The sequence below is a fragment of the Sphingomonas sp. LH128 genome (assembly GCF_000293195.2).
Lineage (GTDB): Bacteria > Pseudomonadota > Alphaproteobacteria > Sphingomonadales > Sphingomonadaceae > Novosphingobium > Novosphingobium resinovorum_A.
Window position 1 is genome coordinate 1 of record NZ_ALVC01000125.1, and the last position, 11,463, is coordinate 11,463.

An 11,463-nucleotide genomic window follows, 5' to 3' on the forward strand; every position below is an offset into this window, starting at 1 on the left:
CGGCCGGCCGCTCCGGCACTGCGGCACGCCCTATACGGGGATCAACAATCTCCTGCTTTGGGCGCTCGGCGACATGCACGGCTACCGGTCGCGCTACTGGATGACCTATCGGCAGGCGAGCGAGCTCGGCGCGCAGGTCCGCCGCGGCGAGCAGGGCGCCCTGTCGGTCTATTATTCCTCGTTCAAGAAGACCGAGACGGACGCCGCGAGCGGTGAGGCCGTGGAACGCAGCATCCGCTTCCTGCGCCATTACATCGTCTTCAACGCCGACCAGATCGATGGCCTGCCCGGCTATTATTACCCGCCCGAGGTGCCGGCCACGCCGCTGACCCCCTCTTTGCGGCAAGCGGCGATCGACAGCTTCTTCGCGGCGATCCCCGCCGATGTCCGTCATGGCGGCAACGGCGCCTTCTACTCGCCGACGTTCGACTATATCCAGATGCCCAAGCGCTCGAGCTTTATCTCGATGGACCATTATGCGAGCGTTAGGGTCCATGAAACGGGGCATTGGACCGGCCATGGCGACCGGCTCGCGCGCACCTTCGGCAAACGCTTCGGCGACAAAGCCTACGCATTCGAGGAACTTGTCGCCGAGATCACCGCCGGGCTGGTCTGCGCCGAGCTTGGCCTCCCCAACGAGTTGCACGACAGCCACGCGAGCTATGTCGGCCACTGGCTCGGCATCCTCAAGGCCGACAAGACCGCCATCATCCACGCTGCGTCCAAGGCCGAACAGGCCTTCGCCTATCTGACGGCGTTCGGCGAGGCCGGGCAAGCGGGCAGCGCCGCGCCGCCCGCACTTGCCGCGGCTGCATGAGGTGGCCGCCATGACCCTTGAAACCAAGATCCTGGCCTGCCTGTCGACGGCCCATCTCTCAGCCGAGGTCGCGGCGGAACTCGACGCCATCCTCGCCTATCCGCCGCCGCTCGCGGCCCGCCTCAACCCTGCGCTGTGGCAGGCGCATATCCTCATGGACCGCTGGCTGGATTATGGCTGGTTCATCTGGGTCGCGTCGCCAGCCCGCGCGCATATGCCCGGCTCGCTCAAGGCCTGCCTCGACCTCGCCGAAGCGTCCGGCGCCGCCTGGCTGCAGTTCGACCGCGACTGCGCGCCAATCGCCGAACTTCCGGTCTACGACTGGTAATCCCCTCTCATCCAAGGAGAACCCTCATGGGTTGGCTCACCATGTCCCGCCATTCGATGGGCGGGCACGCGACTGCGAAAGCCTATCTCGACGACCAGTTCACCTATGAGCGCGACCATCCCGAGGGCGGCACGCGCGGCCTCAAGGTGCTCGCCTCGTCCTGCCCTGCAAACCGCGTCTATTATGCGGCCGCTCAGGTGACGCGCGACGGCATCGGCGGCGAGGTCTTCGCCATCGTCTGCCTCGTCCTGTGGAACCCACGCAGCGCGAGCGGCGAGCATTTTGGCTACAAGGACATGACGGAAAATATGGGCCCCTGCGAGGCTGCCTGTCCCGCCGCGATCCTCGATCTTCTGACACCGACCACGAACGAGCATGCGCTCGACTGGCGGCATCGCTGCCGCGAGGCGCTCGCCCGCCGTTCCCGAAAGATCGAGACCGGCGCGCGCATCAAGCTGCCCGCGCCGGTCCGGTTCTCCGACGGGCATGTCGGCGAAGAATTCATCGTCGACCGGATCGGCCGCCGCGTCATCCTGCGCGATCCCGAGACGCGCATGCCCTACCGGATCAGCCGCTTCATGGACCAGGCCTGGACGATCGTCCCGGAGACCAAGGTCCACAAGACCCTCTTCGCCTGAGCGCTCTTGCCTCCCGTCCCTCCTGCGAAGACAAGGATCTGACCATGTTACCTTTTTCCTTTCCCCGGTCCGCCAAGCGCGACCTCCTGTGCAGCCGGCAGAATGCCGAACGCGTCGCTGCACGTCTGTTCGCCGCCGGCGGCGGGCCGATCAGCGTCGTGCGCACCGGCGATCTTCTCCAGCCCTACCGGGTGGCCCTGGTCCCGGCTCGCTATGAGCAGGTCGAGACGGTCATGGTATCATGATGGGTGGCAAGGTCATGCTCGCGAGCGTCTTTGCAGCCCTGCTTATGGGCTCCAGCCTGTCGGACGCCCAGAGCTTCCATGCGCGCGGCCGCGCGCTCGACGGCGATACGCTCGCCGTCGATATCCGCCTGCTCGGGATCGATGCCTTCGAGACAAGGCAGATGTGCGAGCGCTGGAATGGCTGCTGGTCGTGCGGCAAGGCCGCGCAGGATCTCGCAGCGCGGGCTCTGCGCGATGCCGAGGCGGTCATCACGCTGACGCCCTCATCAACCTATGGCCGCCCCGTCGCCACCGTGACCGTTCGCGGCGCTGACCTCGGCGAGACGCTGCTCCGCGCCGGGCTTGCGATCCCGCAAGCGCAGTATCTTCGCCGCGATCCCGCCCGCCGCGCGCGCTATGAGGCGGCCTTCGCCGACGCCCAGGGCCGCAGGGCAGGGGCCTTTGCCGGCACCTGGCTGCCCCCCGCCCGATGGCGCAAGGGCGAACGCCTCACCTGCGAGCGCCGACAATAGTCCCTTTTCCGCAAGGCCTGGGCGTTTGAAACGCGTGGCCCACCCCGTACGGCACCAGGTCGAACCCGGTGCCGTCGATGGGCTTTGCCGATGAGGTGGTTTCCAAGGACCTGTCGCATGGTTACGTCCTCGTCCCAATCGCGCGCGATCACGCTGATGGTCGGGCTGCCGCATCTTCGCTCCGGCCCGCTGCTCGCCCGCGCGCGCAGCCTTGCCCTGCCGGTCCTCGTCTCCGCCAATGCCTTCTCCCGTTGGGTGGACGCAAGGCAGGGGCGTGAATGGGCCGGCTGGAAACTCCAGGACCTGGAGAATGCGGCCGGTCTCCACAGTCTTTGCCTGGACAGCGCCGGGTTCAGCGCCATGGCCCACTATGGCGGCTATCCCTGGACCATCGACGCCTATGTCGCGCTCGCGTCCGCCTTTCCCTTTCGCTGGTGGGCGAGCCTCGACTATTGCGTGGAGCAGGAGGTTGCCCGCGACCGCGAGGAGGTCCTCGACCGGATCGCGCGCACCGTCCGGGCCAATATCGAATGTCATGCGCGCGCTGTCGATCGGAATATCGCCAGCACATTCCTGCCGGTCATCCAGGGCCGCCTGCCGCAAGATTACGAACGCTGCGCCACTGCGCTCGCGGGGCTTGTCGAGCGCCATCCCCTCATCGGTGTCGGATCGATGTGCCGACGACCCATCCATGGCGACGCCGGTCTTATTGCGGTGGTCGATCATCTCGATCGCGTCCTGCCGCCAGCGGTGCGGTTGCATCTCTTCGGCGTCAAGGGCGCGGCCATTCCCTTCCTCAAACCCTTCGCGCGCCGCGTCGCCTCGATCGACAGTCAGGCCTATGGCATCGCAGCGCGTAGCAAGGCGCGGGTGCATGGTTGTCGAAAGTCGGATGACCTCGTCGCCGACGAGATGGAGCGGTGGGTCGAGCAGCAGCGGGCGCGGCTACGCCAGCCTGCCCGCGCCCTGCCGATCGCGGCGCCAGCCATAGCGCCGCCGCTGCGGTTCGATCCCTGGGAAGAGGCGATCGCTAAGGCGCGGGAGGATCTGCGGGCGCTCATCGAAAGCGGCGACCTCGATCATGATGCGCTTGTGACCGGATGGGTCGAGCAATGGGCCGCAGACCAGCTGCACGCCGAGCCTTGATGCCGATCACCAAGCACGGCGCCGGACGCGGCGCAGCCCTGCAGCTCAGGATTTGACGACTGGCTCCGCCCACCAGGACGCACCTTGGGCGAAATCGGCACGGCTCTCGACGAGGGGGCCGTCGGGCTCCGCCGCGACATAGGGGTTAGTCAGCGGCAGGATCGTTCGCTTTTCACGGTGGATCTGGCCCGCGATCCGGCCGCGCCGCTCGAGCAGATCCTCCAACCAGGCGAGGTCGTCGAGCATCTCGACCACGCCGCGACCCGCCAGGCAGAAATAGATCGTCCGCTGAAAATCGTCGGCCTGCGGGTTGGACAGCAGGCTTGCGAGCTTCCGTTTGCCTTGCGCCAGCCCCTCGTGGATCCACTGGGCCGCCTCGCGGATCTCGCGCACGGCATAATAGGCATCAAGCGCATCCATGCCGATGGCCGCATTGGCGATCATCCGGCGCGTCGGCCGATTGTCGGGATCGAGCGCGGCATCCCGCAGCGTGATGTCGAGATCAAACCGGTCGAGAAAAATGGACATGCTCATGGCGGAAACTCCCTTCGCGTGGGAACGTACCGTGAACATCTGGCATGGTCAACATGGTCGGCATCGACCTGGGTCAGGCCTTGTCGGCCGCATGGGCGAGTTCGCGATGGACGGCCCTGGCGAGATTGAGGTCATAGCTGAGCGCGCTGCTGACCGGGAGGCTACGCACGCCCAGGGCCTGGAGCGTATAGTTGAGGTCGGGCGTCACCGCCGCGCCGGCCGCTTCGATCGGCAGGTCCCAGGGCCGAAGCGGCGAGACCGGCCACCGCACGCCCTCGGCCTCGCGCATCAGCGTATCGCCATGCAGGCAGAAGGCGGACGGATCGCAGCGATAGTCCATGTCGATCCGGGCCGCGATCGTGCTGTCGCCCGCGTCGCGCGCGACGAAGGCCCGGTGACGCCCCTCCATGACCTGATACAGAGCGGGAAGCCCTGACACTGTCAGGCGTCGTACCTTCACGGGCAAGCTGTCCCGCGCGTCCCGGCGGTCGCGCACGGCTCCGACCAGCCGGTCGAACCGGACCGGCTGGGCTAGCACGTAGCGCAGTTCGATTGCGGCCGCCTCGGGCGGCGCGACACTGCCACGGGAAAAGGCGGTGGCGCAGACGGCCCGCGCGAAAAGATCGACCTGAAACGGTCCTATGACGCTGAAGATGCCGGTCGCATCCGGTCCCGCCATCTCGTTCGCGCGCTCACCAAGCTCAGGATGTCCCGGGATGCGCAGGTCCGACACGCCGCCACGCAGGCATTCCATCATGTCGATGCCCATCGCCTGAGTCCTCTCCATTTCGGAGGAATTTTATACCTTGCCGAGGCCTCTGACTATCCGGCGGTTCTTTCCCCTGGCCGCACCGGAAAGGTCCGCAATCTGCAAGGACCGCCCGGCGCCAGGCGCCGGAAAAAGGGGAGGGGGGCCGGGAGGACGAGCGACGTGGATCGCTTGGCCCCTCGGAGACTTTCCCCATGAGCTACGATGTTGCGTTTCGCCACCAGCAGGCCCTCGACCCTAGCGCGCTCTGCACCGTCACCACCACATTGCACGCGATCGGCGCCGCGATCACCGACTGCCGCAACGCTGGCAAGGACGCTGAGATCGACCCCGCGGTCATCCTCCTTATCCGTCACCTGTCGCAGGTGTGCGAAGCCCGGCCGCCCAGCACTCTCCTGCGCCGCGAATGCCTGGACGCGATCGCTGAAATCCGGCGGCATCCTGTGCTCAAGACGCTCGCCTATCGCGGCGTCGCCTATGACGAGCCCGCCAAGCGCCTCTTCCACAGCGAGGGACGGATCGCGATGCGGCGGCTCGCCGAAGCGCTGGATCTGGCCGAGGGCAGTTTCGATGTCCGCTCCAACAAGGGCGGCGTTGCCGTCTCCGGCGAAATCACGCTCCACGGCGAGGACATCTGGGTCCAGCTCAGCCTGGGCCTCATGGGACCGGACCGCGAGATCCTCTACCGGCGCGTCCACGGCCGAAGCGACCATATCGGCGAGCGCAACCATTATGCCTCGATCCGCGACCTCATGGCGCCCGATCGCTTCGCCCGGAAGATCCGCCGGGATCTCAATCTGGCACCCGCCACCCCATCGGACGGCCGGCTGTTCGCCTGACCTCAGGCCGGCGGCGGGGCGACATGGCCCAGCCACCGGGCGAGCAAATGCGCCATCGTGGCGCGATAGTCAGAGGGACTGTCGGGTTCGGCCGTCGCTTTCCATCCGCATTGGCACTGCACGGTGCGCACCGCGTCATGGGGCGGCGCTGCGTAGACGATCATATGCGCCCTGAGCGGCATCTTTCGTTTCCCCCCGCGGCGCGATGCTGCGCGCGCGCGGGGCGGCTGTCCACATTTTTGTCAGTAGTGCCCGCCTACGGGCAGACTCCCTGAAAGGACACCTCATGCACCGCGTGCCTAATGACGCGGCACATTGCCGCGTGCCCGACAGGATCGAGCTCGATCCGCAGGCACCCATCATCCTCGCCTACGGCGTCGGAGTCGATTCCACCGCGCTCCTTATCGAGCTGCATGCGCGCGGCGAAACGCCCGATCTCGTCCTCACCGCCGACCCTGGGGCCGAAAAGCCCGATACGTATGAATATCAGTCGATGATGGCCGCCTGGATGGCGGCCCGGGGCATTCCCTATGAAGTCGTCGCTTACCGGCCCAAGCGCTTCAAGCACTATCCGCCTTATGCGACGATCCTCACCAACCTGCTGGCGAACGCGACGCTGCCGAGCATTAGCCTGGGCCGTCACAGCTGCTCGCTCAAATGGAAGGTCGCGCCCCAGGACGCCTTCCTCAAGCAATGGCCGCCGGCCAAGGCCGCCTGGGCGGCGGGCGGGAAGGTCGTGCGCCTGATCGGCTACGATGCCTCGCCCGCCGACGCGCGCCGCTACCGCCATGCCGCCGGGATCGACGACCCGCTGTTCGAGTGCCGCTATCCGCTTCGCGACTGGGGCTGGACGCGCGCACGCTGCGAGGCCCGGATCACGCAAGCTGGCCTGCCGGTCCCGCCCAAATCGTCCTGTTTCTTCTGCGGCGCCATCAAGCCCGACGAGGTCCGCGCCTTGCCGCCCTGGTGCCTGCGGCTCATCGTGCTCATCGAGGCACGCGCCGCCCCGCGTCTCCACACGGTCGAGGGGCTCTGGCGGCGCTCGACCCGGACGCGACCGGGGCGGATCACCGACTTTATCCGCGCCGAGCGGCTGCTGCCCCAGGCCGAGATCGGCGAGATCCTGCGGACCGCTCCCACCGAGCTGCTGCGCTTCCAGGACGCGGCCGCGCTCGTGCCGTCAGCGAACGGCCGACCATGGAGCAATGGCTCGCCGACTTTACTGCAGGGCAGGCCGCAAGCCGTCTCTAGGCAGCCGCGCGGCGCTGCGCCATCGCGCGACATGTGCACCGCGCGCCCACAGCATACCCACCGGTTATGCCGCCTTTGACCACAAGCTTATTCACTAAGGAGGTCATCCATGCGCCCCATCACGCCTGCCACGCCCGAGCACGGCCAGGCCATCGCCAATGCCGTGGAGCGCCTGCGCGAAGCGCGCACGCTTTTGCGCCAAGCCGGCGCGCGCCAGGCGGCGGCCGCCGCCGGAAAGGCGATCAGCAGCGCTGAAGGCGCGGCCCGGCATGTCGCGCACCGGATCCGGCGCACGAGCACGTGACGCCCGCGCTCTCGCGGGATGCCTTGTTGCAGTCAAGCGCCATGCGACCAATGTCTAGGGCTTTGGCGCCGTGGCCATAACCAGGCTTTCGTCATCTTGCGGTACAAGTGTGCATGGATTCGCACACAACACCCGGGCTCTGGTCGCTCGACTTCGAAGCAGGACTTGCGGTCTGCGCTCAAGGTACCCTTCGTTTCGAGCGCCGCGGCGACGCCGGCGTCACCCTCGCGTTCGTGGGCGATGCGCCCCTTTCGCTCGAAGCCCAGTGTCTGCTGGCCGGCCACGCCGTCGCAGCCATCGAACGCGCCTATCGCCTGCGGCGTCTCCCGGGCGCTTCCCGACAAGAACAGCCGCCCTTTTCTCCGCGTCCTACTGCCCCGTGTCGCCGACCGCGCACCGCATCCCCAGATCGGCCAGCGCTTCCTTGAGCAGACCGCCGGTATAGGGTTTGGCGATGACGGCGATGCAGCGATCCTCGGCAAAGCGCGCCGCGAGCGCCTTGGCGCCTGCATCCGCTGCGATCAGGATCGGGAGATCGGCATGAAGCGCCCGCAGTTCGGCGGCCACCAGGTCGCCCGGCTTGTCGGGGAGCGCGAGATCCAGCACCACGGCATCGAAGCGCCCCTGCGCCGCCCGGACCGTCATCAAGGCCTCGGCCGCCGTCGCGGCCTCGTCGGCCGTATAGTCGACCCCGGCCAGAGATTCGGCGACCAGCGCCCGCACCATCGGATCATGGTCGACCACCAGCACGCGCTTGGTGCGGCCGGCCTCTAGCATGTCGCGCAGTTTCATGGCCAAGGCCTGGTAGGTGAAAGGCTTGGCGATCATCTCGACGCCTTCGTCGAGCCGGCCACCATGGGTGATGGCGTTGCGCGTATAGCCCGAGGTGTAGAGCACGCGCAGATCGGGCTGGCGTCGCCGCAGCTCGTCCGCGAGCTCGCGGCCCGACATGCCGGGCATGACCACGTCGGTGAACAGCAGATCCACCGAAGTTCTCTGCCGCTCCATCAGCGCGAGCGCCGAGGGCCCGTCATGGGCTTCGAGCACCCGGTAACCGAGTTCGCGCAGGCACTCGACCGTATAGGCGCGCACATCGTCATCATCCTCGACGGCAAGGATTGTCTCCCGGCGCGGGCTGGTCTCCAGGTCGGTCACCTGCTCCGCGGCCGGCTCCACCTCGGCGTCGCTGACCAGGCGCGGCAGGTAGATCTTGACGGTGGTGCCCTGGTTTTCTTCCGAATAGACCTTCACATGTCCACCCGACTGCTTGGTGAAGCCGTAGACTTGCGAGAGTCCCAGGCCCGTGCCGCGACCCACCTCCTTGGTCGTGAAAAAGGGTTCGAACACCCGGGCCAGCGTCTCGCGCGTCATACCCTCGCCGGTATCGGTCACCGCGATCACCACATATTGGCCAGGCGCCACCTCGGCATGCTGCGCGCTATATTCGTCCCCCAGCCGCGCGTAGGCGGTCTCTATCGTCAGCGTTCCGCCCTGGGGCATCGCGTCGCGCGCGTTGAGGGCCAGATTGAGGATCGCATTTTCAAGCTGGTTCTGGTCGGCCTCGATCCGCCAGAGCCCCGGCGAGGTAACGATCTCGAGGCTGACCATCTCGCCCAGCGAGCGGCCGAGCAGATCGGACATGCCTGCGACCAGCCGGTCGGCATCGGTCGGCTTGGGCGCCAGCGGCTGGCGGCGCGAGAAGGCGAGCAATCGGTGCGTGAGCGCCGCCGCGCGTTCGCCGCCCTTCATCGCATTGTCGAGCGCGCGGCGTGCGCGCGGATCGTTGACGCCCGCCGCCTCGAGGGCCCGGCCGGCCATGTCGATATTGCCGGTGACGATGGTCAGCAGATTGTTGAAATCGTGCGCGATCCCGCCGGTGAGCTGGCCGACCGCTTCCATCTTCTGGCTTTGCCGCAAGGCCTCTTCGGCTTTCTCGCGCTCGGCCACGGCCGCCGCGATCCGGCGTTCCAGATCGGCATTGAGCGCGCGCAGGTCGTCGACCGCATTGGCCCGCTCGACCGCGTCCCACACCCGCGCGGCCACTTCCTCGATGAGCGCGACCTCCGCAGGCTGCCAATCGCGCACCTCGTCCTGGTTGACGTAGAGCGAGGCGCGCAAGACGCCCTCGCGGATCAATGGAACGGCGACCAGGCTCGCGATCCCGAAGTCCGCGAGGCCGATGCCCGCCGTGCCGGAGTCGGCTTCGACATCCCGATAGACCGAGGTCTGCCCCGCACGCAGGTTCGCGATATTGCCGGGACCGAAAGCGCTGATCGGATGGCTACCGGCCAGCGGCGCCACCCCATCGCAATATTCGGTCTCGAGATCGACCATCTCGCCGTCCCGGCGCACCATGCCATAGCCGACCCGCGATGCGCCAAGATGAGGCCCCAGGATATTCACGGCGCGCTGCATGATCTGGCGCGGATCGATCTCGCTGCGCAGCGCGTCGACCAGCTCCAGTCGGAATGCCTGCCGTCGCTCCTCGGCCTTTTCCTCGGCGGTCCCACGCGCCTCGACCACCGTGCCGACGGGCCGGCCCACCTCGTCCAGAACCGGACTTGCGCTGTAGGCGATGGGCAGGATCGTGCCCGCTTGGGTGACGAATATCGTCTCGCCCTCGATCTGCTGTCCGTCTTCGAGGACCGTGTCGAGCGGCAGCGCAGTCCCGGCACCCGGCTGGGCGACCCCTTCCGGCGCGATCAGATGATCAAGCGTACGGCCTTCAAGCGCGGCCACATCATGTCCCGTCAGTGTTTGCGCCGCAGCATTGGCAAAGATGCACTTCGCGCGCTCGTCGAGCAGGAACACCGCCATGCGCGTATTGGCGAGGATCGCTTCCAGGCGCTGCTGGTCGCGCGCAGGGCGCGCTCAGCCCGGCGACGCTCGCTGAGGTCGAGCATGGCGCCGATCATGCGGATGGCGCGTCCCGTCTCGTCCCGGATGATATGCCCGCGGTCGAAGACGTCGGCGCTGCCGTCAGCGCGCCGGAAGCGATACTCACCGGTCCAGCTTTCCGCTTCGCCTTCGATCGCCTCATGGATGGTTGTGTCGACCCGCTCGCGGTCTTCGGGATGGATCTGCTCGAGCCACCATTCGCCAGTGGGGCTCACCGTCTCGGGCGCATGGCCGTAGCCGACTTCGAGCGCTTCGTTCCACAGCACATGGTTGCTGGCGAAATGCCAGTCCCAGATCGCATCATTGGTGGCGCGCGCGGCCAGGCGATAGCGCTCCTCGACCTCGCGTAGCGCGTCCTCGGCCCGCTTGCGGTCGGTGATGTCGAAGGTGACGCCCGGAAAACGCGTCGGCGTTCCCGCCGCATCGCGCAGGCAGCGACCCCGGGCGACTACCCACCGGACCTCGCCGTTGAGGTTGCAGACCCGGTATTCGGCATGGAATTCATCTTCGCCGTCCACCGCCGCGCGGATGCGCGCGCTGATCGCCTCGCGATCGGCGGGATGGATGCCGGCGATATATTCCTCGAGCGACAGGCCGGCGGCGGCCCGCTCGGCCGCGATGCCGTAAAGCCCGGCAAATTGCGCGCTGGCGCGAACGACGTCGCCAGGGACGTCCCAGTCCCAGGTGCCGATGCCGCCCGCCGCTTCGAGCGCGAAGCGGAACTGCTCCTCCGCCTGCGCCAGCGCGGCCTCGGCTTCCTTGCGCGCGGTAATGTCGATCGACGAGCCGATCATGCCGGTGATCGCACCGGCTTCGTCGCGCAAGGGCGCCTTGGTCGAGAGCCAGATCGCGCGGCGCCCGTCGGGGAAGCTGACCAGTTCCTCCACCTGTTCCGCCACGCCTGAGGTCATCACCCGTTCGTCGGTTTCGGCAACCGCCGCCGCTTCCGCCGCAGAATCGAGGAACTCCGCATCGCTTTTGCCCAGGATCTCGGACAGCGGCTTGCCCACCAGTTCGGCGACGCCGCGATTGGCGACGATCATCCGTTTCTGCCGGTCCTTGGCATAGACGACGCCGGGAACCGCGGCGACAAATGTCTCGAACAACTGCAGCGTGCGCTCGCGCTCGGTCACATCCTCGAACGAGCAGATCGCGAGCAGGGGCTGGCCGTCATCGCCGCGC

At 67.3% G+C, this 11,463-nt stretch carries 13 protein-coding genes and 1 pseudogene; 9 read left to right on the forward strand and 5 right to left on the reverse strand.

Annotated elements, in window-relative coordinates:
- From LH128_RS10630 to LH128_RS10655, 6 genes are all read left to right on the forward strand, one after another.
- A partial coding sequence (locus LH128_RS10630) for an ArdC family protein (RefSeq protein WP_008829630.1) occupies window positions 1-817 on the forward strand: 817 nt, incomplete at its 5' end.
- A 10-nt stretch (window positions 818-827) separates the two neighbouring features.
- A complete protein-coding gene (locus LH128_RS10635; protein WP_008829631.1) occupies window positions 828-1,145 on the forward strand; it encodes a DUF5983 family protein in 318 nt (105 codons plus the stop codon).
- Window positions 1,146-1,171: 26 nt separating this feature from the next.
- A complete protein-coding gene (locus LH128_RS10640; RefSeq protein WP_008829632.1) occupies window positions 1,172-1,783 on the forward strand; it encodes a DUF6927 domain-containing protein in 612 nt (203 codons plus the stop codon).
- 44 nt (window positions 1,784-1,827) lie between these two features.
- Window positions 1,828-2,028, forward strand: coding sequence for a hypothetical protein (locus LH128_RS10645; RefSeq protein ID WP_008829633.1), 201 nt, complete (start codon window positions 1,828-1,830; stop codon window positions 2,026-2,028).
- Window positions 2,025-2,540, forward strand: coding sequence for a thermonuclease family protein (locus LH128_RS10650; protein WP_008829634.1), 516 nt, complete (start codon window positions 2,025-2,027; stop codon window positions 2,538-2,540). The genes LH128_RS10645 and LH128_RS10650 overlap by 4 nt, the downstream gene beginning before the upstream one ends.
- A gap of 117 nt (window positions 2,541-2,657) precedes the next feature.
- On the forward strand, window positions 2,658-3,686 hold the full coding sequence (locus LH128_RS10655; RefSeq protein WP_008829635.1) for a deazapurine DNA modification protein DpdA family protein: 1,029 nt from the start codon (window positions 2,658-2,660) through the stop codon (window positions 3,684-3,686).
- Between the two features lie 45 nt (window positions 3,687-3,731).
- Here the strand turns inward: LH128_RS10655 and LH128_RS10660 are convergent, their stop codons facing one another.
- Both LH128_RS10660 and LH128_RS10665 read right to left on the reverse strand, forming a co-directional pair.
- Window positions 3,732-4,220 carry a hypothetical protein gene (locus LH128_RS10660; protein WP_008829636.1) on the reverse strand — a complete coding sequence of 163 codons (489 nt, stop codon included), beginning with the start codon at window positions 4,218-4,220 and terminating at the stop codon, window positions 3,732-3,734.
- A gap of 73 nt (window positions 4,221-4,293) precedes the next feature.
- On the reverse strand, window positions 4,294-5,007 hold the full coding sequence (locus LH128_RS10665; RefSeq protein WP_037518984.1) for a hypothetical protein: 714 nt from the start codon (window positions 5,005-5,007) through the stop codon (window positions 4,294-4,296).
- A 176-nt stretch (window positions 5,008-5,183) separates the two neighbouring features.
- Between LH128_RS10665 and LH128_RS10670 the strand changes: the two genes are divergently transcribed.
- Window positions 5,184-5,828, forward strand: coding sequence for a hypothetical protein (locus LH128_RS10670; protein ID WP_008829638.1), 645 nt, complete (start codon window positions 5,184-5,186; stop codon window positions 5,826-5,828).
- 2 nt (window positions 5,829-5,830) lie between these two features.
- On the opposite strand, the gene LH128_RS10675 is transcribed toward LH128_RS10670, so the two are convergent.
- Window positions 5,831-6,010, reverse strand: coding sequence for a hypothetical protein (locus tag LH128_RS10675; protein WP_037518989.1), 180 nt, complete (start codon window positions 6,008-6,010; stop codon window positions 5,831-5,833).
- Window positions 6,011-6,114: 104 nt separating this feature from the next.
- Between LH128_RS10675 and LH128_RS10680 the strand changes: the two are divergent.
- Together LH128_RS10680 and LH128_RS10685 are read left to right on the forward strand one after the other, a co-directional pair.
- Window positions 6,115-7,079 (forward strand): annotated as a pseudogene (locus tag LH128_RS10680) (hypothetical protein).
- 109 nt (window positions 7,080-7,188) lie between these two features.
- Complete coding sequence (locus tag LH128_RS10685) at window positions 7,189-7,383, forward strand: hypothetical protein (RefSeq protein WP_008829640.1); 195 nt, start codon at window positions 7,189-7,191, stop codon at window positions 7,381-7,383.
- Between the two features lie 369 nt (window positions 7,384-7,752).
- On the opposite strand, the gene LH128_RS10690 is transcribed toward LH128_RS10685, so the two are convergent.
- Together LH128_RS10690 and LH128_RS10695 are read right to left on the reverse strand one after the other, a co-directional pair.
- A complete protein-coding gene (locus LH128_RS10690; protein WP_008829641.1) occupies window positions 7,753-10,200 on the reverse strand; it encodes a hybrid sensor histidine kinase/response regulator in 2,448 nt (815 codons plus the stop codon).
- Window positions 10,134-11,463: PAS domain S-box protein (locus tag LH128_RS10695; RefSeq protein WP_008829642.1), on the reverse strand; the 1,330-nt coding region annotated here is incomplete at its 5' end. The genes LH128_RS10690 and LH128_RS10695, both read right to left, overlap by 67 nt.